We start from the raw sequence: 23774 nt of genomic DNA, 5'->3' as shown, positions 1-23774 counted from the left end.
GTCATGTAATGACGTTCTAGCGACTCTCACTTTGCGAGCTATGTTTTCTTATTGAATTTTTTTACTGCAGATCGATAGAAGAATACCACGCAGATCACGAGCCAGAGGCTGAATCCAGCGGCGGTGAGGAGGATCTCAGTCAGGGTCATGGGATTACCCGTTAGCTGCAGCGCAGCTTGTGTTTTCTTGGTTCAGATGACTGTGAATAACCTGGCGGGCAGCCCGGGTACATTTGCCACAGGTACCGCCAACACAGAGCTCACGGTTAAGGTCACGCACATCGCGGGCGCCATTTTCTACCGCTTGTTTTATCTCGCTGTCAGTAATGTTGCTACAGATGCAGATGTACATAATCAGTGTTACCCGTGACTTGGAATTTTTTAATGCAAGTGATAATACCTCTCATTTAGATTTGCTTCAACCCAGTGTTAATTCCATTAAAAATCACAAAAACTAATAAAAACAGATAGTTAAGCTAATTTCGCTGCTGTCTGCTTATATGAAATATTTTCTAGTTAGATTTTTAAATTATTAGTTTTCCTAAACTAGGCTTTAAGCTCACGTCTATATATGGCTTTTATACGCCAGGAGAGCCCCTGTGAAAGAGGATAAGAAAGTACTTAGTTATCTCAATCAGGTTCTGACAGTCGAACTAACCTCAATTAATCAGTACTTTCTCCATGCGCGGATGTTTCGCAACTGGGGATTGGAAGCACTGAATGAATCTGCTTATAAGAAATCCATTAAAGATATGAAACAGGCGGATGAGCTGATTGAGCGAATACTGTTTCTGGAAGGCCTGCCTAATTTGCAGAACCTCGGCCGCTTGCGAATTGGTGAACACGCCGAAGAGATGATGCAGTGTGATATGGAGATGCAACTGGAGCAGCTGAGCCTGTTAAAAGAGGCGATCGCTTTCTGTGAAACTGCTCAGGATTATGTCAGCAGAGAATTACTGGAGGCTATTCTTAAATATGAAGAGGACTATGTTGATTGGATAGAAACCCAACAGTACCTGATCACCAATACCGGTATTGAGAACTACCTTCAGTCACAGATGTGAGGAGAGCGCTATGAAAGGTAATGCTAAAGTTATTGGTTTGCTGAATCAGCTATTAGTGGGTGAGCTTACCGCCATGGATCAGTACTTTGTTCATTCAAGAATGTATCAGGACTGGGGGCTGGAAAAGCTATTCGAGCGAATCGATCATGAATTTGATGATGAGAAGGGTCATGCAGCGATGCTGATCGAACGCATATTATTTCTCGAAGGTACGCCGGACCTGAGTAAGCGGGATGGTCTGAAGATCGGCACAACAGTACCGGAAATGCTTGAACATGATCTGCAGCTGGAATATTCCGTCGACAGGGCGCTGAAAGATGGTATTAAGCTGTGTGAAGAGGAGCAGGATTACCATTCTCGGGAATTGCTTGAAGCACAACTGAAAGACACCGAAGAAGATCATGCCTACTGGTTGGAGCAGCAACTGGGGCTGATTAAGAAGGTTGGCTTGCAGAACTATCTTCAGTCACAGATGTAAAACGCAGGCTCTAAAGAAACGCTTTGTTAATTGTTTTTAGCAGAGATAAATCGCCATGCCTAATTTATGTTTTGCACACTGAGCGACAAAGCGTTTCAGGCATTCAAAGTATTCGGCAATATATTCAAAACCTTCTTCGTCATCCCGTTCCCAGATATTGGGGTAGATATCCAGCTTACTCATCTCAGTTGGCAGGTAATTAGCTCTTAGCTGATCTGTACTAATAGCTCTGATGAGACTATCGATCTCTGTTACCGTTTCGCTATTGAATAACCGGGCAGGGCCGTAGCCTACTTCAATATTTCCCGCTTCTTCCCCGCCAAGGGTAATAAAGTCCATCGGTTTGGGGGCTTCATACTCGGTTTTATTCAGACAATAATGGATGCCATGCCAGGACTTATCCAGATCATCATCTATATTCTCACCTTCTATAAAATTCAGATCGATGACCTCGATTTGAGGTGAAGATGACTTGCCAAATAATCGGGCCAGAAAGCCTGGTTTATTGCGTTCTTTCATAGCGCTGATATAGGTATCCGGGTCTTCAGAGGCAATCAGTCGCCAAATCAATTCCGGCTGGCCCAGTATCTTTTCAATGTTCCAGTCGGAAACGCTGTGCAGTGCCAAACACATTCCCATTCTCTGTCCCTTTTTTCATATTCAGCAGCTGATAATTATGCCTTAAGCTCAACTATAGCAGCAGTATTACCAGGGAATATTGCTACCGTCGTAATCAAAGTAACCACTGTCCATATCTGCCGTGTAATCGGGATTGATTCTGTCGACCAGGTTTCGCATACCGGTAATACTGGTTGGCAGATCAATTTCGCCTTCCGGTCCTCCCATGTCGGTTCTTACATGACCGGGGTGCAGTAACAAGCAGTTGATCCCTTGTGCTTTATGATCCTGAGCAAAACAGCGTACTGCCATATTGAGAGCCGTTTTAGAAGAACGATAGGCGTACGCCCCTATACCGTTACCCGCCAGTGATGCCATCTTACTGGTGGTAAAAGCGAATACTTTTCGCTCGGAGATACGTACGTTTTCCATCAGCGCTTCTGCGATACGGATAGGGGCGATACAGTTGATTTCAAATGACCGTAGCCAGTCCTGGTTATCGACCTGATCAAGGGGCTGATTCTTATCCAGATAGACACCCGCATTATTCCAGACAATATCAATAGGCATGCCCGCAAGTGATTGTTGTAACGCTTTAATTGAGTCCGGATCGGTCAGATCAAGCGGCAGGGATTCAGCGCCTTGAATCAGAGATTCATCGGGCTTGCGACTGGTTGCTAAGACACGCCATCCGTCTTTAACGTATGATCGCGCCAGGGCAAGCCCGATACCCCGGTTAGCACCGGTAATTAATATAGTTGGCATCTGCTCCGGTTCCTTTAATGTGGTTTTATTTCTATGCACTCAGGCTGGTATCTTCCCGAAAAAGTGGCTGCAGCGTTTTGTACAAGAGTTCGATATCCGGCATCGTTGTTTTGAGCTCAGATGAGAGCGCCCATGGATAAGGCAGGGTATCAAACCAGCTTAATATTTCAGATTCCATACCTTCAGGTAAAATCTGCATATCATCGATAGTGATCGTTAATTGACTGATCAGGCCTGAAGATTTCTCTTCGAAACACCAATGGTAATCACCATAACCCAATCGTAATGATCCGCTTGATTTCTCTGTCATGCAAACCAGCCAGCGGCAGCTGAGGTGATTATGGTGCTGATATTGATCAACCGAATCCGTGATACATAGGGTGTAGATATTATCGTAGCTGTTGTTGAAATCCTGAACCAGTGTATGGGTTATCTTATCCACACCTAGTACTTCAGCCGGAAACGCTATGTTGTCGGTCTGCACATTCATTTTAAGCACTGCCTGCTCAGCGAACACTTTAGCCATAAGGTGAGGCTTACTGTTATCTTTGGCTTTTATATATTGGCTGATCAGGTTCTGATATCGCTTATTCATAATACTTCTTCAGTTGTATTTATATTAAGACTCAACAATCGATGGCTGTTAGTTTCGGGTCGGGATTACCATTACCGGTTGTGTTGCATATTTAATTACCTGCCGGGTGGTGCGACTGCTGCGGCCAAAACTGTTATGTGAACCGATCAGTATCAGGTCGGCATCCACCTTATTAGCCAGTTCGACAATAACATCGGAGCGATTTCCTTCGCCTACGATCTGATCGATCTCTATGTCGGGGATCTCTTCAAGTTTCTCGATTTCGTCCTGATAGAATTTTCGCACCCGTTCTTTCATATTCAGTTTAACTGTCTTCAAGCCCTCGTCATGAACTGTTTTTATCAACTCTTTAGGCAGATATTTCTGTATTAATACCTGGCCAGTTTCACCAATAGGCTCCACCACATGCAGCATAATAATTCTGGCTTTATAAAGGCTGGCCATCTTCACCGCTTGCCGAAAAACCGGGCGCGTATGCTTACCCAGGGAAGTGGTATAAAGGATCGTTTTAATTTCAGGTAGAGACATAGTGTGCTCCTTACTCGCTGATAAGAAGAGTGTTTATCAGCGAACAGTTATCGGTTAATACGAAGGTTCTCGGATGTTAGTGGTCGCTTAATGATCGTTTAATGATTCGCGAATCTGATTAACCATAACCGTCATCATCGCCATGTTTATGCGGGGTTCTGATTTAATGTCGCGAATCAGATCTGTCAGTTGTCTAAGGCCAGCTGATTCTGAGATAGCGGCATTAAAGTCGGTCAGGTTGTTTAATTCGGTACTGCTGTTTATCAACTGAATAATTTTTTCCTGAATACTGGTATCCAGGTTCTGAATCAGTGCTTGTCTGGCCTTACGGTGCCACTTATCGATCGCCGGTAACTGGTCGATCTCGCGCCGTAGCCAGAACAGTTCCAGCTGAGTGTTAAGGGTAAAAAAGGCCGCTGCGGCAAAGCTAAGATTACAGCCTGTCGTTGCTGAAATTCTGGCGATATCAAAGCCGTAGTAGAGAAATTCGAGCACTTCGACTTTCGCTTGGGTGTCACACTGAGGTGTTGTGACAGTGTCACTATTATCCCGTTCGCGTTGATTTAGCCGGCTCAGGTGTTTGCTGGTATGACCTACAGCCTGTTTGAAGTGGGCAATAATCGCCGCTGTTGTCATCGACCAGTCTGCGTTTTTTAATAGCCAGTGAGTCGCTTTTTCCAATGGATGGTGAATCCTCAGTTGCAGCGACATCTGTTGCTCGTTAGTGATCTGGAATCCTAACTGATCGATCTCTTTTACTATGTCTGAAATGCCCAGCGCTTCGCGTGCCACGGTGTAAGAGCGGATCCATTGACCACAATTTGTTCTGACCTCTTCAAGCAATAAAATGCTGAAGGTCGAACCCATGCGATTCATGACCTGATTGGTCAGTTGCGCGGCGAGTATTTCCTTGCGCAGCGGATGTGCTGCAATCTCTTTGCGATACTGTTGTTGTAGCAGGGAGGGGAAGTAACTAAGCAGTTCGGCTGCGATCTGGTCGTCGTCGATAAGATCGGTGGCAATCAGTTTTTCGAATAAGCGACTTTTACTATAGGCCAGCAGCACCGCTATTTCAGGACGTGTCAGGCCTTCCTTGTTGGCGATACGTCGTTCAATCTCGGCATCGTCGGGCAACTGCTCCAACTGTCGGTCGAGCCGCCCCTCACGTTCCAGTAATTGAATCAGTTGCGCATGTTTGGCGATAAACAGAGGCGCGGTCTGATTTGACTGGCTGAGCATCTTGCTCTGTCGGTAGTTGTTAAGCAGTACCAGCGCAGAGACGTCATCGGTCATCTGATCCAGTAGTTGATCGCGTTCAGCGGCATCCATACGGCCGGACTCAACCATTGGATTCAGCAGGATCTTGATATTGACCTCGTGATCGGAGCAGTCGACTCCGGCTGAGTTGTCCACAGCATCGGTATTAATCAGACCACCCTTACGGGCAAATTCGATGCGTGCGGATTGAGTCAGGCCCAGATTACCGCCTTCAACCACTACTTTTGCACCTAGCTCAAGCGCGGTTACCCTTAGGGCATCGCTAGCCCGGTCGCCGACATCCTGATCCCGTTCATGGCTGGCACGAACATAGGTGCCTATCCCGCCATTCCATAGCAGGTCGGTATCGGCTCGCAGGATGGCGCGAATCAGTTCATCTGGGCTGAGTTGTTCTATCTCTTCAGCTAAGCCCAGACGTTGTCGAATAGGTGTCGATAGCGGAATCTTCTTCGCTGTGCGTGAAAACACCCCGCCCCCTTGTGATATGAGTGCCGGGTTGTAATCACTCCAGGATGAGCGTGGCAGATTGAATAGCCGCAATCGCTCATTAAATGAAAGCTTAGGGGTAGGGTTGGGATCTAAAAAAATATGGCGGTGATTGAAGGCTGCGACCAGACGGATCTGATTCGACAGCAGCATACCGTTGCCGAATACATCACCCGACATATCGCCGATTCCGGCTACGGTAAAAGGCGTTGTCTGGGTATCGTGCCCCAGTTCTTTAAACAGCCGTTTGGTTGACTCCCAGGCACCACGGGCGGTGATGCCCATTTTTTTATGGTCATAACCCTGGGATCCACCGGAGGCGAACGCATCGCCCAGCCAGAATCCTCGCTCACAAGCGATAGCGTTGGCGGTATCAGAAAAGGTGGCGGTGCCTTTGTCAGCAGCTACCACCAAATAAGCATCGTCATTATCGTAGCGGATGACATCTTTTGGCGGTTGGGTACAACCATCAATACGGTTGTCGGTCAGATCAAGCAACGCACGAATATAAGCCGAGTAGGCCTGACGGACCTGTTGCATTCTATGTTCAGGGATGGCGCTTTCTTCAAGGTTTTTACAGACAAAACCACCTTTGGCTCCCGTTGGTACGATAACCGCATTTTTAACCATCTGAGCTTTTACAAGTCCCAGTACTTCGGTACGGTAATCCTCCATCCGCTCCGACCAGCGCAGGCCTCCTCTGGCAACTTTTCCTCCGCGCAGGTGTACTCCTTCAACTTCCGGACTGAAGACAAAAATTTCATAAGCCGGTGCCGGTTTTGGCATCAGGGCGATTTTTGCAGGTAGTAACTTAAATGCCAGACAGCGTGAACTGTCGTGCCAGATTTCCTCGCAGAAAAAGTTACTGCGTACCATCGCCTCGATCACCTCAATGAAGCTGTTGAGGATACGATCATCATCGATAGATTCGACCACATCGATATGGCAGTTCAGGGTCGTGCGAATATCACTCAGTTGCTGTTCTGAGGCCCGCTTTTCAGGGTTGAACTTACGGATAAAAAGTTCAGCAATCTGTGTCGCAATCTTTGGATGCCGACATAAGGTGGACTCCATTGAGGTCAGGCTGAAAGGCAGGTTGATCTGTAACAGGTAGCGGGCAATTGAGCGGAACAGAACGCAGGTACGCAACTCAAATCCGCACAAGGTAATCAGCTTATTAAAGCCATCGTTGTCGACGGCTTTGCTGGCAATGGCTAACAGTGTTTCAGAAAACTGACGTTGCATCGGTTCTGAGAGTAGTAGCTGCTGAGCTTGTGGTCGCAGCGTCAGCCTGACCTGCCATGTCTTATCTTCTGTCTGGCTTTCAGACGTCAGTACATCAACACCCAGGTTTTCGATCATGGGTAGCAGGTCCGATAGTGCGATCAGATTGCCGCTACCCATAACCGAAAAATCAATACTCTGTTGTGACGGAAAGGCTTCACTAAAGCTGCAGCGGTGGATGAGTGAAGGGCCTGTTCCGGTCTTATTGTTGTTCTTATCAAGTTGCGCTTTCATGACCTGTTTAACCTCTTAAAGGGTGATCAAACCCGGATGTATCTCTGTCAGTTTTTGGTTTGAATCTGTGTGTGCCAGATTCGGTTATGCTCAGGGCTAGCCGTTTTGTCAGGCAGCCGTCCTCCTTGCTTTGTGTAAGCGCAGGAGACAGGGTTAATTAGTGAGAAGATTTAGCTGATATGGATAAAACCGAGAGCCGTAACATTGCATCGTTGCGGCCCTCTTTAACTTATCGTTGGCTCATGGACATTGGTAAGTGGGTGACGATCTCTGGGAACAGATAGATCAATATAACGGCAAACAAAATCAGCAGGAAAAACGGCAATGCAGCGCGAGCTACATACAGAATGTTCTTACCGGTTAGTGATTGAATGACGAACAGGTTGAAACCGACCGGGGGGGTGATCTGAGACATCTCGACAACCAGAACGATATAGATACCGAACCAAAGCAGATCGATACCCGCCTGCTGCACCATTGGCAGGACAACGGCAACGGTTAGTACAACCACCGAAATACCATCCAGGAAACAGCCCAGTGCGACGAACAGTACTGTCAGGTAAATCAGCAGAAGACCTGGAGAAAGTGACATATGCCCGATCCACTCAGCCAGCGCCCGGGGAATCCCAAGGAAGCCCATAGCCAGAGTCAGGAAGTGAGCGCCCGCTAGAATCATACCTATCATACAAGAGCTTTTAACTGCCCCGGTGAGGCTTTCACCGAAGCTGAACTTGTCCAGCGAACCGGTAACGGCAGCCAGGAACAATGCGCCGACAACACCCAGAGCAGCCGCTTCAGTCGGCGTGGTTAAACCACCATATATTGAGCCCAGGACAAACCCGATCAGGCCCATTATCGGTAACAATAGTCGTAGCGCTTTTATCTTTTCAGCAAAAGAGACATGGGTTTTATCGTGCTTAGGCAACTCGTCTTTATTCAGCAGTGCCCAGATAGAGGTGTAGCCCATAAACAAAGTTACCAGCAACAAACCCGGCAGTGCGCCAGCGATGAACAGACGACCGATGGATACCTCGGCAGCAACCCCATAAACGATCAGGATAATGGATGGTGGGATGAGTAGTCCCAGGGTACCTGAACCGGCCAGGGTGCCCACCGCCATACGGTCGCTATATCCCTGAGCTTTGAGCTCTGGCAAAGTCATACGACCGATGGTCGCGGCAGTTGCAGCGGAAGAGCCAGAAACCGCAGCAAAAATGCCACAGCTAAGAACGTTTACGTGCAGTAGTTTTCCTGGCAAACCACTCAACCAGGGTGACAGACCTTTAAAAAGATCTTCAGACAACCGGGTGCGAAAAAGAATCTCTCCCATCCAGATAAATAACGGCAGAGCTGTCAGGGACCAGGAGGTGCTGGCACCCCAGGTTGAGGTCGCAAAAAGCAAACCGATCTGATCGTTACCTGACAGAAGCAGGCCCAGAACACCAACGCCAAACAGAGCCAGTGAAACCCAGACTCCCAGCGCCAGCATAAGCAGCATAAATACCGCCAGAGAAACGCCAATAATTGTAATATCCATTAGATTTCCTCCAGATGAAGCTCGCCTTCATGGGCTTTATAAGAAGGGGTATGGCGCTTAATCAGAGCAATTACGTCATCCAGGACGGCAATATTTAACACCACAATACCCAGTGCAACAGGCACCTGAGGCATCCAGATCGGAATTGATATATAGCCTGAGGAGACCTCTTCAAAAATATATGATTCCCAGACCATATGGATTGAGTAGAAAGACATAAAGCTGACTAACAGCAGTGCAAAAAACAGTACCAGTAACTCTTGAATGTAGCGTGAGCCGCGAGTCCAGTGCTGGATAACCAGAGTAACCCGGATATGTCCGCCTTCACGAAAGGTATAAGCAAGGCCAAAAAAGGTAGCGGCGGCCAAAGCGTAACCGGAAAAATCTTCAGCTGAAGGCACAATAAAGCCAAACAACCGACCGACAATTTGTGCGGTAATGATTAACGTAATCAGGACAATACAGAACCCCGACAAGTACCCTGATGCCAGATAAAGCTTATCGAGTAGAGAGCGCATAATAATAAACCTCTTAAATGGGTCCTGCTGAATCAGCAGGACCTGTTGCGACGAATATTACTGGTTGAAGTTAGACAGTATTGCTTCAACTTCAGGTGCTTCTGCTTTCCATTCCTCGATCATGGTGGCGCCGATCTTATTCAGCTCAGCCATCAGCTCGGCAGAAGGTTTTGACACCACGATACCTTTCTCAGCCAGAGTCTTAGTATCTTCCTGTGCTTTACCACGAACACCTGCCCAGCCTTTCACTTCGGCATTGGCTGCCGCTGCAAGAATGACCTGTTGGGTTTTCTTATCAAGGCGCATGAAAGAGCGCTTATTTACAACCACAACGTTTTTAGGGATCCAGGCACGGACATCGGTGTAGTGGCTCAGGTAATCCCAGGCCTGACCGTTAACGCCGGTCGAAGGCGAGGTAATCATCGCATCGATAATACCGGTGCTGAATGCCTGAGGAATTTCTGGCACCTGAACGGTCGTTGGAGAGGTATTCATCAGATCAGCCAGACGCGAAGTTGAAGGGCTGTAGGCACGCATTTTTGAGCCTTTCAGATCGGCTAAAGAGTTAACCGGTGCTTTGGTATACAGGCTCTGAGCAGGCCATGCCACGGTATACAGCAACATCATGCCCTCTTTGTTAAGCTGCTTTTCAACTTCAGGCTTAGCCGCATTCCAGAGTTTTTCTGCACTGTCATAAGTGGTGGCTAAGAAAGGAATGTTGTCGTGTTTGAAGACCGGGTGGGTGTTACCCATGATGCCGATAAAGACTTCACCCAGCTGCACCTGGCCTGTTTTTACGGCACGAGGAATTTCAGGGTGTTTGATCAGCGAAGCGCCGGAATGAACCGTGATGTCCAGATCGCCTGCGGTGTTACTTTTGATCTCTTCAGCAAACTGGTGGGCGATCTGTGTAGGAAGGTTAGCATCGCCATAAGGGGTAGGCATATGCCACTTAGTCTCTGCTAAAGCGCTGCCTGCCGATCCCAGTGTCAGTAGGGATGCTAGCAGGACGGCGGTTTTCTTAGGTACAAATTTCATTATTATTCTCCAGATCAATAGTTTGTTAGCGATACCAAAGGCATTTGCTACCCTGATAAATTGCAAACCTTGTACCAGACCTGAAAATTAAAAATTATTGCTTATAAAACAAAGGATTATGTTTAGTTGGTTTGGGCTTTAATCTCTTTTGTGGGTCAGTTTTGACTCAACCTTAGTGGTCTTGCTGAGTCAGTATTAACTCATTCAGCTATCTGACGAGTTACCTATTGAGTTACCTAATGAGATAAGCCGCATTACAAACTAGTTTTTGATAAAGTCATTCCGTTCGAGACCATGCTTTTTCATCCTCAGATAAAGCTTTTTACGTGGTATCCCTAAAGCTTCAGCGGTCAGTTCGGCCTGACCGTTATTGGCCATGAGAGCTGCTGCAATAAGTTCACGTTCATAGCTGTCGACCAGTTCATCCAGGCTTCCATCATTGCTGGTCGGCGCAGTATCAGTATCTGCCCCGATCGACAGACCCAGAGTCCAACGCTCTGCAGCATTACGTAATTCCCGCACATTACCGGGCCAGTTCTGCGTACGTAACTGCCGTAACAGTTGCTCGGGTATAGGTCGGCTGTCACGGCCGAAGCGTTGATTAGCCTGTTCGACGAAATGGCTGAATAGCACCGGAATATCTTCTTTACGCTGATCCAGGCTGGGGATCTCGATACTTGCCACATTCAGGCGGTAATATAGATCTTCCCGAAATGTTCCCTGATCCGCAGAGTCGCGCAGGTTCACTTTGGATGCTGCAATAACCCGGATATCAATGTCGATAGTGGCATTGCCGCCTAACCGTTGCAGAGTTCGCTCCTGTAATACCCGTAGCAGTCTCACCTGCAGTGAAGCCGGCATACTTTCTATCTCATCCAGAAACAGAGTGCCGCCACTGGCGTACTCTATTTTTCCAATCCGCTTTTTATTGGCCCCGGTAAACGCCCCGGCTTCATGACCAAACAGCTCGCTTTCAATGACTGATTCCGTTACCGCACCACAGTTAAGCGCAACAAAAGGCTTTTCAGCACGGGGACTGAAGTCGTGCAGACACTTCGCCACAACCTCTTTACCGGTGCCCGTTGCGCCATTGATAATCAGATCCACATCGACCTGCGCCAGTTGTAAAGTGGTTTCTCTCAGCCTGACGATGGCCGGCGTTTGACCCACCAGGCGATTATCAATTTCGTGCTGTCCCTCTATCGCCTGGCGCAGACAGCGGTTTTCAAGCACCAGTTGACGTTTTTTCCAAGCCCGCTGTACGGTATTAATCTGGTGTTGAGGGTCATCGGTTTTTTCCAGGAAGTCGTATGCGCCCAGACGTATTGCCTGAATCGCGATGGCGATATCTGAATGACCACTAAACATGATTACCGGGATCTCCGAATCAATTTCGAGGATCTTTTGTAACACCTCAAGTCCGCCCATGATATCCATCCGCACATCGCAGATAATGACTCCTTGCCAACTCATTGAACACTGCGCTATCGCGCTCAGAGGGTTTTCAAATGCTATCGCGTCATAGCCCTCGAGTTGCAGTGTCTGAGTCATAGATTCACGGACTATTTCCTCATCATCAATGATAATTACCTGGCCATCAGCTAGGGCTGAGTTCATGACTTACTTCTCCGGTATTCGGGTAACTGGATACAAAATGATGCGCCGTTGGCAGATTCATCTGCAACGGTGAGTCGGCCACCAAAGCTTTTGATAATGTTATAGGAGATGGACAAGCCAAGGCCCAGGCTCTGTCCACGGCGTTTGGTAGTAAAAAACGGCTCGAATATCTGCTCTCGTAATTCTCGACTGATTCCCGGACCGTTGTCACTAACCTGAATATCAAACCGGTCCTGAATATGCTGGCATTTAATCGTTATTTGTTTTTCTGGCTGATTGTTTATCGCATCCAGTGCATTGGTGATCAGGTTAAGCACAACCTGTTCAAGTTGCACCTGATCGGCTTTTACCAGACTCTGATCACTATCAAAACTCACGTCTATTGTGGTGAGCTTCCTAACCTCATCCCCTTCAAGCATCGACAGCACGTTATCCAGCACCAGGCGCAAATCGACCATAACCAGGTTTTCCTGCTGCTTGCGGGCCAGTGACTTAAGGCGCGTAATGATGGTGGTTGCCCGTTTGGTTAGGTTAGATATCTGGTTCAGGTTTTTCTCTGTTTCATCCAACCGGCCTGATTTCATCAGACGTAAGCCATTATGTGAGTAGTGCCCGATTGCCGATAGCGGTTGGTTAATTTCGTGGGCAATACCCGCGGATAGCTGGCCGAGCGCCGCCAGTTTACCTGCCTGAACCAACTCTTCCTGCTGGGCGCTTATCTGATCCCGGAAGCTGACCAGTGAGCGCGCCATAGTGCCAATTTCATCACTACCTTTAACCTGTACCTGCTCTTCCAGGTTGCCGTTGGCGATCGAACGCATACTGGCATCGAGGCTGGTAATTCTGCCTACCATATTCCGGCCAACATAGAGCCAGACAATCAGAATTGAGAAGATTAAACTGGCGGCAACCATTAACAGCATCCAGATACGGCCTTTCTTAATGGTCTCCCGGGCGTTTTGTGCGGAGATCTGGGCAGCGGCTTCGGTCTGATCGGTTTGGAGCTTAATCTGCTGATTCAAAATCCCCAACTCTTCTCTTATACGGCTGAGCAATAACTCCCCTGACTGTAAAATGGCGCGTTCCTTACTGCGGATGGTAAACATATTGTTCTCCCCCCGGGTCAGATAAACGATATTGATGATGGTCTGCTTCAGGGCCTGAATGCCACGTAAATTTCCCACCGCTTCAATGTCTTGTTTAATCCGCTGAATAATCTCATCGGAATGGGTTTGTGTTGCTATCAAAGAGTTAAGGTCTGGCAAATGTTGAGCCCGGTCGACCAGGTTTATCAGCAGGTTTACATCGGCCTTGATACGGTACAGCCGCTGCAAATCAGAATTAATCGTGCTGACAACATCTTTGCCAAAGTTGTTCATCGTGATCCATGAATCTGGCGATTCCTGATTAAACAGGCTGAACAGGTATTGCTGCTCATCTTCTATGAGCCTGTTTATATCACTGAGAAAACTCGATGCGACCCATCTGAGACGTTGGTTCTCTGCGCTTTTTTTCTGTTGTATTTCGAGCTTCTGGATGACATTAGTATCCAGTTCAGTCAGCGTGTTATTGAGTGTTTTAATCTGTTCTGAAAGAATTTTCTGTGCCTGATGATCCTGGGTAACTGATGAAATCTGTGGCAGCAAATCGGCCATCATCTTGATATTGAGGTTCAGATCCTGGCGAATGAATTGACGGTTCGATTCACCTGTAACCGCTAACAGAGTAGGGGCCGTGAGTGTAATGGTTGTGCCCCGTTCTTTAAGGTCAGTCATCAGGCTAAGGGTGTGTATATTACCTTCAACCACGTGGTTTAATTCGTCGCCCAGACGGTTATATGATGCCCAGCTGACAATACTGGCAAGTAGGGTGAGAGCACTTAATGCGCCAAACGCTAAGAATAAACGGCCGCGAATTCCCAGCCGATACTTGCTTCTCATATAAGTGATGCCTTGATTGATTTATGTTGCATCATAGTCATTTCGGCGATTAATTAGCAATTATGCGACGGCAAAACAGCTGCCGTAACCTGCTTGCGCAAGCAGTAATAGGCAAGCGCTATAATTAACGTTACCCTAAAAAACCACTTATACATTATTCAGGCGGTCGATTAAGCCGGTGTTTATGAAAACAATAAAAGCATACTCAGTATCACTTTTTTTCTGCTTGATGGCGTCCGCTTTCAGCGGTTTCGCTGCGGCGAACGATACTATCATCATCAAGGCTGTAGGTACCTGGGATTACTTTACTAATTATCAAAAGCACGAGGGGCCTTTCTGGAATCAGCGTATTGCAGACGTCAGTGACGGACAAATTGTTGGTGAGATAAAGCCGCACACCGAGCTGGGCTTGCAGGGCTATGAAATCATGCGCCTGGTAAAAAATGGTGTATTTGATTTCGCTTTTGGTTTACCGGGTTATGTTGTTCCTGAAAGTGAGATATTTGAAGGTGCAGATCTATCGTCACTGGTACAGGATATTGATGTTCAGAAACAAGTGGCGAATGCATATTTCCCAACTCTGGAGCGCGCCTTTGCTGAAAAGTACAATGCAAAGTTGATGATGTTGTACCCGTTTCCGAGCCAGATGCTCTGGTGTAATAGTCAGATAAGCAGTATTGAAGACCTGAAGGGGAAACGGATAAGGGTATTTCTGACCACCCTGGGGGATTTTGTCGAAGGCGTTGGCGCTGTTCCTGTGAGTGTGCCTTATAAAGATGTGCCCGATGCTCTCGAAAAAGGCATCGTTGACTGCGTAATTACCGGCACGATGTCAGCATATACCAGCAAATTGTACAAAGTTGCCTCCCATGGCTTTACCCTGCGGGTAGGCTGGGGGCTGGCATTCGGTGCAATGAATATGAATAAGTGGAATCTGTTGAGTGAAGAACAGAAGGTTCTTCTGCAAAATGAACTTTCAGCATTAACCAAAAGTATGTGGCAGGAAACCGCCACTGAAGATGCCATTGCTCTGGCATGTTTGTCAGATGGGCCATGTTCTATTGGAGAAGTCGGTAATATGAAGTTAGTAGAGCCGTCTGTGTCCGACCTGAGGGTGCGAAATAAAGTGGCTACGGAGGTTATCCTGCCGCGTTGGGCTGAACGTTGCGGCCCTGAATGCGCCGCTAACTGGAATCGGACAGTCGGTAAGGTGCTCGACCTTAGGGCTGAGGCGAAAGATTTAAATCAGTAGTTAGAAAGCAGCTTTGCGGCTGCTAGACGTGACAACGGCGCTTGCTAAGATCCGACTAAGCGGTGCTAGAACAGAAAGTATTTTTTCCTGCTAGGAACAGAAAAGGGCGCCATCGGCGCCCTTTTTACTTGTCTTTGAGTCCGGATTATTCAGCCGGATCCTCTTCTTTTTTGGCTTTCAGCCAGAGCCAGACGAAGCCGATCAGACCGGCGATCAGCGAGGCGAACAGGATACCTGTTTTAGCCATCAGCAGGTCTTCCGGGTGTTGGGCGAAGCCCAGTTCGGCGATAAAGATCGACATGGTAAAGCCGATACCGCCCATGAAGGCGACGCCGATAATGTGGTTAAAATTAAGGCCTTTAGGCAGTTCAGTTACCCCTATTTTTACTGCCACCCAGGTGAAGCCTGCAATACCGATCAGTTTGCCCAGTACAAGGCCTGCGCCTATACCCAGCGCAACCGGATGGGTCATAACACTACCGATTTCAGACCATTCGATGGGTACACCAGCGTTGGCCAGGGCAAAGATCGGTATGATCAGATACGCGGATGGCAGGTGTAGTTTGTGCTCCAGAGTCTGGGCTGGTGCCTGTACTTTGAAGATCCCTTCACCCAGTGCCCGGACCCGGGCTCTCAGGGCATCATTGACGATAATGTTTTCGTTCTGTCTGAACGCACTTTTAATCTGCTCAGAACTATCCTGGATCAGTGAGAGCAGTCGCTGTGGGTTGTATTTGGGTTTCATCGGAATGGTAAAGGCCAGTAACACCCCCGCCAGTGTTGCGTGAACGCCACTTTTAAGCATAGCGATCCAGAGCAGCGTGCCGATTAGCAGATAGGGCAACATTCGTCTCACGCCACCCAGGTTGAGGCAGATCAGGGCAAAGATAAAGAATCCGGCCAGCATCAGGGCAGTGAAGTTGATGGTTTCGGTGTAGAACAGAGCGATTACGATAACCGCACCCAGGTCATCAACTATTGCCAGGGCGACCAGAAACATCAGCAGGTTTTTAGGTATTCGGTTGCCCAGCAGGGCCAGTGCACCCAATGCAAACGCGATATCGGTTGCCATCGGTATACCCCAGCCATTGAGGGTGTGTCCGCTTGGATTAATGGCGACGTAAATCAGTGCTGGTACCAGCATACCGCCAACTGCCGCTATGATCGGCAGGAGTGCCTGCTTAACGTTGGCAAGTTCGCCTACCAGCAGTTCGCGCTTTAGTTCCAGACCTACAACGAGGAAGAACAACGCCATAAGACCGTCGTTTATCCAGTGGTGCAGGGATTTAGACAGTTGAAAACCGTCCATACCAATGGTCAGGTAGGACTGTAGGAAATGATGGTAAGGCTCGTTGAGCTGAGTATTGGCAATCACCAGTGCCAGAACCGCAAACAACATCAGTAAAATACCACTGGTGGTCTGCCGGTGAATAAATTCTTCGAGAGGTGTCAAAACAGTATCGAATGCTTTTTCCCATGGCGCGATATACTCTTGGCCTGCATTCCTGCGTATTCGTCTCATTCTCAACTCCGTACTCATGTATTCAATTGTTCGATCAATTGTCTGTTGCGCCCAATTAGTCTTGGCATCCAGGCTGACTAGCCCAGCTTATATCAGTGAATCTGGGCTGGAAAGCCTGTTATAACGTTGTCGTTGAATTATTTCGGGTAGTTCTATTGCCACCTTAACCGAGCCCCCCGATTAAGTACGTTTAATAGTTGCATGGATATCGCATCTTAACTGCCCGGTAAACCATAGATTCTGGTGAACTGTTCTGACCAGGCTCAACTAGTTTAAGTTGATCGATAATGTTGTTGACGATGGATGCATGGGGTTTATCATCTGGTATGCAGAAACCGGCATAGTAGGTTGCCGGAACGGAGGACGGCTGTTTTCCTAACCGGGTTTTGAATGCCCTCTCCAGAAATCCGGAACTGCTATCATCGGTTTTTTTGATATGTTCAATGATTTCGCCGTCGGTAAGTCGTGCTCCGGCAAGAAAGCCCGCAACATAGTCTTTACTGATCTGTCCGGAATTTTTTTCCATAGCCATTGCCGGGGTAGTACCTATGCCCAAACAGATCGTCAGGGATAAAATGCAGTTGATTTTTTTCAAGGTGATTCTCCTTTATTTCCATGCTGTCACAGAGTAACGACAGAGAATTATCAATCTTTTTTAAAATAGATAAAAATCGATATTAGCTATAAAGTATATAGATATTTATCTATGTATTGAAATAGGAAAAATATGTCCCGCTTTCATGCTCGGCTTGGTACCCTGCGTCAGTTGGAGATCCTTCTGGCCGTTCATAGAACCGGTTCTGTTACCGGTGCTTCAAAACAGCTTTTTCTCACACAACCTACCGTCTCTATGCAGTTGAAAAAACTGTCGGATGCAGTTGGGGCGCCACTGTATGATCAGGTAGGCCGTAAACTGGTGTTTACTCAGGCCGGTGAAGAGGTAGTGAAAAGTACCCGAGAGATTATGGGCTGTTTTGAGCAGCTGGATATGAAGCTGGCAGATTTGAAAGGTCTTAAGTCGGGGACACTGAGGCTGGCAGTAGTCACCACCGCTAAATATTTTATCCCCCATCTACTGGGCGATTTTCTTAAGCATTACCCGGATATCGATGTAGATTTTAAAGTGGGCAACCGGCAACAGATCATCGACTGGATGGAAAACGGTGAAGATGATTTCTACGTGTTCAGTCACCCACCTAAAAATCGTGAACTGGATCTGCAGGATTTTATGCCCAACCCGCTGGTAGCGATAGCGCCACAAGATCACCCCCTGGCTGGCCTGGATCAGGTGCCGTTACAGCAGTTTGCTGAGCAACCATTCCTGATGCGTGAAGAGGGGTCAGGCACCCGGGATGCCATTGAAAAGCAGTTTGAAGATCTGGCTATCCAACCGAATGTACGGATGGTGATTGAGAGTAATGAAGCGATTAAACACGCGGTTATGTCAGGCCTTGGGGTGTCGATACTCTCCAGTCATACCCTTGCTTTTGGTGGCAGTAGCGGCCTGGTTCAGCTTGATGTTGAGCAGCTACCGATAGTCACCCGATGGTACCTGGCCAGCCTGAAGGGGAAGAAGCTATCTGTCGTGGCACGAACCTTTATGGACTATGTCGCAAAGAACAGCAGCATAGATAGTCTGGATGAACTGAACACTTAAAAGATCGACAGGTATCTGAGCAGATTTAATCTGACAGGGGAGCCTGTCGTTCTATTGTGTTACAGAGTGACGTTCTGGCCACTCTTGCAGAATACCTCTTTATTACTTGCCAGGTTCTCGTTTCTCCAGAGCCAGATAGTTTTCGATTCCCTTAATCTGATCTTCCGGATGGTGATTCACATACAGCACTGATGTCTCGCTACCGGCGCAGATCTTTTCGATCAGGGCCAGAACCAACTGACGGTTCATATCATCCAGACCCAGACATGGCTCATCCAGAATCAGCAGCGGTGGGTGTTTGACCATGGCGCGGGCGATCAACAGCAGGCGCTGGTCACCGTAGGATAGTTTGTTGAATGGGGTGTCGGCACGGTCGGTCATGCCTAACAGGGCCAGCCATTCATCGGCGATCTGTTTCTGCTTGTCGGTAGCTTTAGTATACAGACCGATGCTGTCGTAAAAACCTGAGATGATGACGTTACGCAGGCCGGTGCCGACTTTGTATTCCCACTGCAGGGCGGTGGAGACATAACCGATAAACTGTTTGATCTGCCAGATGCTTTCGCCACTGCCGCGCTTGAAACCGAATACAAAGATATCGTTTACGTAACATTGCGGATGATCACCGGTGATCAGCGACAACAGACCCGTCTTGCCGCTGCCGTTGGGACCACTCAGCTGCCAGTGCTGGTTGCGTTCGATGGTCCAGTCCAGTGAGTCGATGATCTTGTGGCCATCGTAGGTGATGTTAATACCGTTGAGGCGTACCAGCGGCTGGTTGGAATCCAGGCGAGGGATATCATTATCAGGGTCAGCACCGGGTACTGCCAGATCGGTAGTCTTCAGGTGCAGCAGCTTATACAGCTCGTTGTACGCGGTTTCGTCACTGCGATCGATCTGGTGTTGCAGGCGGCCATGATCAACGTAAGCGATATGGGTGATGAAGTCGGGGAACTCGTCGAAGCGGTTCAGTACCATCACCATCGGCACGGTCTCGACCAGTGTCGCCAGGTACTCTTGCAGCATCTCAAGGGTGTGGGCATCGAGTCCGTCAAAGGGTTCGTCCAGTACCAGCAGATCCGGTTCGCTGGCCAGCGCACGAATCAGCATAACCTTGCGGGATTCCCCGGTGGATAACTTACGAAACGCCCGGTCGACTAATGATTGCAGCTGGAACTTCTCGACCAGCTCGTCGATTAGTTGCTGATTGCTGTTTCCGGGATTGAGGATCTCATGGACCGGGGTACCTTCGGCGATAACGTCCATGATATCGGCGTCATCTTTCTTCAGCTCGGCTTCGATCAGCTCAGCCTGAGCTTCAAACGAGACAAGACCGACTTTCGCAGGCAGGCCTTCGATACTACCCGACAGGTTTTCACCGGCGCCGGCTAATACTGCCGCCAGCGCAGATTTGCCTGAACCGTTAGCGCCAGTGACGACCCAGTGCTGGCTGTCGTCCAACTGCCAGTTGATCTGGTCTAATTGAAAGCGGTCGTCAAAATTAACGGTTAGGTTGTCCAGGCGAATGTTCATAGGTCATAAGCTCAATTATTAGTTATCCGGCATCAGCGTATAACAAGCAGGTGTTTGGCTAAGCGTGTTTTATAAGCAGGTATTTAAGAACGCATATTTAGGTGCATTTATGAGTTTCGATAAAATGCTTATAAAACAGGCCTAAAAAATAAGCTCTAAAAAAAAGGCCAGGCGATTAAGCCCAGCCTCTTTCTAAGAAGTAAGAATCGTTATCAAACGATCTTCTTCATGTCAGCCATGTGACCACGCAGGGTAGTACCGATCGCTTCAACCGGGTGAGCGCGCAGTGCAGCGTTCACTTCGATCAGGCGAGCGTTGTCTACGCCAGTGTCTTCCAGATCCAGACCCTTACCGATAACGTCGGTCTTGATGTCCTTCATGAAGTCAGCCAGCAGAGGCAGACAAGCGTGGTTGTACAGGTAGCAACCGTATTCAGCAGTATCAGAGATAGTAGCGTTCATCTCGTACAGCTTCTTACGTGCGATAGTGTTAGCGATCAGTGGAGTTTCGTGCAGAGACTCGTAGTATGCAGAATCAGCGATGATGCCCGCAGCAGTCATAGTTTCGAATGCCAGTTCAACACCCGCTTTAACCATAGCAACCATCAGGATACCGTTATCGAAGTATTCCTGCTCAGAGATTTCTACATCGCCAGCCGGAGTCTTTTCGAATGCTGTTTCTGCAGTTTCTGCGCGCCAGCCCAGCAGGTTAACGTCATCGTTAGCCCAGTCAGTCATCATAGTGCTTGAGAAAGTGCCATCGATGATGTCGTCCTGGTGCTTGTTATATAGAGGACGCATGATTACTTTCAGCTCTTCAGACAGATCGTATGCTTTGATCTTAGCTGGGTTAGAAAGACGATCCAGCATGTTGGTAACGCCGCCGTATTTCAGTGCTTCAGTTACAGTTTCCCAACCGAACTGAATCAGCTTAGATGCGTAACCAGCGTCGATACCTTCTTCAACCATCTTGTCGAAGCAAAGTAGAGAACCAGTCTGCAGCATGCCGCAAAGGATAGTCTGCTCGCCCATCAGGTCGGACTTAACTTCAGCGATGAAAGAGGACATCAGAACGCCCGCTTTGTGACCGCCGGTACCAACAGCGTATGCCTTAGCCAGAGCCAGACCTTCGCCTTTAGGATCGTTGTCTTCGTGAACAGCGATCAGGGTAGGAACACCAAAACCACGAACGTATTCGTTACGAACTTCTGAACCTGGGCACTTAGGTGCAACCATGATTACAGTCAGATCTTCACGGATCTTCATGCCTTCTTCAACGATGTTGAAACCGTGAGAGTAAGACAGGCAAGCGCCTTCTTTCATCAGCGGCATAACAGCGTTAACAACAGGTGTGTGCTGCTTATCAGGTGTCAGGTTCAGTACTACGTCAGCAGTAGGGATCAGCTCTTCATAAGTACCAACAACGAAACCGTTCTCAGTAGCGCTCTTCCAGGACTGGCGCTTCTCTTCAATGGCAGCAGCACGCAGTGTGTAAGAAACATCACAACCGCTGTCACGCAGGTTCATACCTTGTGCCAGCCCCTGTGCGCCACAACCGATAACAACGATTTTCTTGCCTTTCAGCGCTTCTACGCCGTCTGGAAACTCAGAAATATCCATGAAGCGGCACTTAGCCAGTTGTTCCAGTTGCTCACGCAGTGGCAGCGTATTGAAGTAGTTATTAGACATATCTGATAGTTCCGTTTAATTAAGTCATCACCTAGCTGGGACGACTGAAAAATTCTTTTATTACCTTGTAGATGTTGTGCATTCTACAGGGCTCAAACTCAGGCAGGCGCATATTATACAGGTAGTTATACGCAGAGTTATACCGATAACTAAATATGCAGCTGCCAAAATAATAAGCGTACTCTAACGAAAAACCTGTCTTGCGTATATTGATATATTTACATGATAGTGTTGCAGAAAATGAAATGTAGTTTTTGTATTATCCTCACATCGCTTTTATATAACCTGTGTCAGTGAAAATTGCCGTATTCAGGCAATCTTGCTGCGCTCTCTGTAATCCACTATTCATTTATCAGGCTATCATCGTTATCCTTAACACCCTTTAGCTAAGTACTGCTTATCAGGTACTAATAGCCAGGCATGTATTAGCAGGTATGTATTAGCTGATCTGCATTAGCAGGTATGTATTAGCTGATCTGCATTAGTAAGCACTCAGGCTAAAATTTAAAACCCCAAGCCCATTGCAACAGAGGTAAGAGATGACGGCACAGATTCTGGATGGTAAAGCGCTGGCGAAGCAGCGTGAACAGATGTTAAAGCAGCGTGTTGATCTGTTAGAGCAGAAACCTGTGTTGGCGACTATTCTGGTGGGCGATGATCCTTCATCAGCGACTTATGTACAGATGAAGATCAATGCCTGCGGACGGGTAGGGATGGGATCACGCAGTGTTGAATTACCTTCTACGACGACGACCGAACAATTGCTGGCAACGATTGATGAGTTGAATAATGACTCACAGGTGTGCGGCATTCTACTGCAACATCCGGTACCGCCGCAGATCGATGAGCGGGCTTGTTTTGATGCGATCGATATTACAAAAGATGTCGATGGTGTTACCACACAGGGGTTCGGCCGAATGGCGATGGGTGAGCAGGCGTTTGGTTCTGCTACACCAGCAGGCATTATGACACTGCTAAAGCATTACGATATTCAACTGTCAGGTAAACATGCAGTGGTTGTAGGTCGCAGCCCTATATTGGGTAAGCCGATGGCTGCCATGTTACTTAATGCAAATTGTACTGTGACAATTTGTCATTCACGCACAGAAGATCTGGCCGATCAGATTGGCCGTGCTGACATTGTCGTGGGTGCGGTAGGTAAGCCCGAACTGATTCGGGCCGATTGGATCAAAGATGGCGCAGTCGTCGTTGATGCCGGTTACCATCAGGGTGGCCTGGGCGATATTGAAAAAGATGGCTTGGAAAACCGTGTTGCCGCGGTGACACCTGTGCCGGGTGGTGTGGGTCCTATGACCATTAATGCGTTGATCAGCCAGACGTTAGAATCCGCAGAGCTGCTCGCATAGCGAATTGCTTCGCTATGCCCGAATAGCGGGGATCTGACTGCCCCTTTGGCCAGAAAAACAAGCAACTCTTCTTTAGGTATTACTCAGCTTCGCTGATATCGTCTTTCGGGCCGTCCCACGGTGCCGTAGCTGACTTCGGCGTTTAACTCATTCTGGCTGACCATGAATTCAAGATAACGGCGGGCTGTTGTGCGGCTGGCCCCTATGATTTCACCGGCTTCCTCAGCATTCAGGCTTTGGCTCTGTTTATTGAAGACCTTGCGGATTTTCTCGAGGGTCAGGCCATCAATCCCTTTGGGCAGGCGAGCCTGAGATGCTGATGTCTCGGGTGATTCCTGAGTATTTGTAGTGCGGGGCAATACATCATCCACATCACTTTGCGCCAGGGATTGCAGTGCTTCGAACTTGATCAGGTGTTGTTGATAGTTGGCCAGAGTTTCCTGTAAACGTTCAAACACTAGCGGCTTGAGGATGTAGTCAAAGACTCCGCCATGCAGGGCTTCACGCAGGGTTTCCACTTCTGTGGCTGCGGTGATCATGATGACATCAACACTGCTGTTGCCTGCACGAATTTTACGCAGTAGCTCCAGCCCGGTACCGGTAGGGAACATAATATCCAGTAGTATCAGGTTGGGCTGTAAAATCTCGATCAGATCTTCGGCTTCTTCCAGTCCGTGGGCGATACCTACCAGTTCAAAACCTTCAATTCGATCCAGAAAGCGGCGCTGTATTTCAGCGATCTGTGGGTCATCCTCGGCAATTACAACTTTAATCAT

Annotated in this window: 21 protein-coding genes; 5 read left to right on the top strand and 16 right to left on the bottom strand. The window is 48.1% G+C overall.

Annotated features, from left to right (window positions below):
• Positions 1 to 153: 153 nt before the first annotated feature.
• Entirely contained in the window at positions 154 to 351 is a 198-nt protein-coding gene (locus EHS89_RS03450) for a (2Fe-2S)-binding protein (RefSeq protein ID WP_124924696.1), read from the bottom strand.
• A 247-nt stretch (positions 352 to 598) separates the two neighbouring features.
• Between EHS89_RS03450 and bfr (EHS89_RS03445) the strand changes: the two genes are divergently transcribed.
• Both bfr (EHS89_RS03445) and bfr (EHS89_RS03440) read left to right on the top strand, forming a co-directional pair.
• Positions 599 to 1063 carry a bacterioferritin gene (bfr, locus tag EHS89_RS03445; RefSeq protein WP_124924695.1) on the top strand — a complete coding sequence of 155 codons (465 nt, stop codon included), beginning with the start codon at positions 599 to 601 and terminating at the stop codon, positions 1061 to 1063.
• Between the two features lie 10 nt (positions 1064 to 1073).
• Positions 1074 to 1541, top strand: a complete 468-nt coding sequence (gene bfr / locus EHS89_RS03440) for a bacterioferritin (RefSeq protein ID WP_124924694.1) — start codon at positions 1074 to 1076, stop codon at positions 1539 to 1541.
• Positions 1542 to 1577: 36 nt separating this feature from the next.
• Here the strand turns inward: bfr (EHS89_RS03440) and EHS89_RS03435 are convergent, their stop codons facing one another.
• From EHS89_RS03435 to EHS89_RS03390, 10 genes are all read right to left on the bottom strand, one after another.
• A complete protein-coding gene (locus tag EHS89_RS03435; protein WP_124924693.1) occupies positions 1578 to 2180 on the bottom strand; it encodes a YfbM family protein in 603 nt (200 codons plus the stop codon).
• A 66-nt stretch (positions 2181 to 2246) separates the two neighbouring features.
• Positions 2247 to 2924 carry an SDR family oxidoreductase gene (locus tag EHS89_RS03430; RefSeq protein ID WP_124924692.1) on the bottom strand — a complete coding sequence of 226 codons (678 nt, stop codon included), beginning with the start codon at positions 2922 to 2924 and terminating at the stop codon, positions 2247 to 2249.
• 31 nt (positions 2925 to 2955) lie between these two features.
• Positions 2956 to 3519 carry a hypothetical protein gene (locus EHS89_RS03425; protein ID WP_124924691.1) on the bottom strand — a complete coding sequence of 188 codons (564 nt, stop codon included), beginning with the start codon at positions 3517 to 3519 and terminating at the stop codon, positions 2956 to 2958.
• 48 nt (positions 3520 to 3567) lie between these two features.
• Positions 3568 to 4047, bottom strand: coding sequence for a universal stress protein (locus tag EHS89_RS03420; protein WP_124924690.1), 480 nt, complete (start codon positions 4045 to 4047; stop codon positions 3568 to 3570).
• 87 nt (positions 4048 to 4134) lie between these two features.
• Positions 4135 to 7329 carry an NAD-glutamate dehydrogenase domain-containing protein gene (locus EHS89_RS03415; protein ID WP_124924689.1) on the bottom strand — a complete coding sequence of 1065 codons (3195 nt, stop codon included), beginning with the start codon at positions 7327 to 7329 and terminating at the stop codon, positions 4135 to 4137.
• A gap of 229 nt (positions 7330 to 7558) precedes the next feature.
• Complete coding sequence (locus EHS89_RS03410) at positions 7559 to 8866, bottom strand: TRAP transporter large permease (RefSeq protein ID WP_124924688.1); 1308 nt, start codon at positions 8864 to 8866, stop codon at positions 7559 to 7561.
• Positions 8866 to 9384 carry a TRAP transporter small permease gene (locus EHS89_RS03405; protein ID WP_124924687.1) on the bottom strand — a complete coding sequence of 173 codons (519 nt, stop codon included), beginning with the start codon at positions 9382 to 9384 and terminating at the stop codon, positions 8866 to 8868. Before EHS89_RS03405 ends, EHS89_RS03410 begins: the two co-directional genes overlap by 1 nt.
• A 57-nt stretch (positions 9385 to 9441) precedes the next feature.
• Entirely contained in the window at positions 9442 to 10422 is a 981-nt protein-coding gene (locus EHS89_RS03400) for a TRAP transporter substrate-binding protein (protein WP_124924686.1), read from the bottom strand.
• Positions 10423 to 10683: 261 nt separating this feature from the next.
• Positions 10684 to 12039: a sigma-54-dependent transcriptional regulator gene (locus EHS89_RS03395; RefSeq protein ID WP_124924685.1), complete on the bottom strand. Its 1356-nt coding sequence runs from the start codon at positions 12037 to 12039 to the stop codon at positions 10684 to 10686.
• Positions 12036 to 13979, bottom strand: coding sequence for an ATP-binding protein (locus tag EHS89_RS03390; RefSeq protein WP_124924684.1), 1944 nt, complete (start codon positions 13977 to 13979; stop codon positions 12036 to 12038). Before EHS89_RS03390 ends, EHS89_RS03395 begins: the two co-directional genes overlap by 4 nt.
• 184 nt (positions 13980 to 14163) lie before the next feature.
• Here EHS89_RS03390 and EHS89_RS03385 point away from each other — a divergent pair, with 184 nt between their 5' ends.
• Positions 14164 to 15231, top strand: coding sequence for a TRAP transporter substrate-binding protein (locus EHS89_RS03385; RefSeq protein WP_229753482.1), 1068 nt, complete (start codon positions 14164 to 14166; stop codon positions 15229 to 15231).
• 145 nt (positions 15232 to 15376) lie between these two features.
• Here the strand turns inward: EHS89_RS03385 and nhaA are convergent, their stop codons facing one another.
• Positions 15377 to 16753: a Na+/H+ antiporter NhaA gene (gene nhaA, locus EHS89_RS03380; RefSeq protein ID WP_124924683.1), complete on the bottom strand. Its 1377-nt coding sequence runs from the start codon at positions 16751 to 16753 to the stop codon at positions 15377 to 15379.
• A 190-nt stretch (positions 16754 to 16943) separates the two neighbouring features.
• A complete protein-coding gene (locus EHS89_RS03375; RefSeq protein ID WP_124924682.1) occupies positions 16944 to 17348 on the bottom strand; it encodes a Rap1a family protein in 405 nt (134 codons plus the stop codon).
• 132 nt (positions 17349 to 17480) lie between these two features.
• Between EHS89_RS03375 and EHS89_RS03370 the strand changes: the two genes are divergently transcribed.
• A complete protein-coding gene (locus EHS89_RS03370) occupies positions 17481 to 18410 on the top strand; it encodes a LysR family transcriptional regulator (protein WP_124924681.1) in 930 nt (309 codons plus the stop codon).
• Positions 18411 to 18512: 102 nt separating this feature from the next.
• Here the strand turns inward: EHS89_RS03370 and modF are convergent, their stop codons facing one another.
• On the bottom strand, positions 18513 to 19943 hold the full coding sequence (gene modF, locus EHS89_RS03360; protein WP_124924680.1) for a molybdate ABC transporter ATP-binding protein ModF: 1431 nt from the start codon (positions 19941 to 19943) through the stop codon (positions 18513 to 18515).
• A gap of 212 nt (positions 19944 to 20155) precedes the next feature.
• Positions 20156 to 21631 carry a ketol-acid reductoisomerase gene (gene ilvC / locus EHS89_RS03355; protein ID WP_124924679.1) on the bottom strand — a complete coding sequence of 492 codons (1476 nt, stop codon included), beginning with the start codon at positions 21629 to 21631 and terminating at the stop codon, positions 20156 to 20158.
• 539 nt (positions 21632 to 22170) lie between these two features.
• Here ilvC and EHS89_RS03350 point away from each other — a divergent pair.
• On the top strand, positions 22171 to 22998 hold the full coding sequence (locus EHS89_RS03350) for a tetrahydrofolate dehydrogenase/cyclohydrolase catalytic domain-containing protein (protein WP_124924678.1): 828 nt from the start codon (positions 22171 to 22173) through the stop codon (positions 22996 to 22998).
• A gap of 83 nt (positions 22999 to 23081) precedes the next feature.
• Here the strand turns inward: EHS89_RS03350 and EHS89_RS03345 are convergent, their stop codons facing one another.
• Complete coding sequence (locus tag EHS89_RS03345) at positions 23082 to 23774, bottom strand: response regulator (RefSeq protein ID WP_124924677.1); 693 nt, start codon at positions 23772 to 23774, stop codon at positions 23082 to 23084.

Source organism: Amphritea balenae (assembly GCF_003858655.1).
Taxonomy (GTDB): Bacteria; Pseudomonadota; Gammaproteobacteria; order Pseudomonadales; family Balneatricaceae; genus Amphritea; species Amphritea balenae.
The sequence above is the reverse complement of the archived record's forward strand: the minus strand, read 5'-3'. Positions and strand labels throughout refer to the sequence as shown.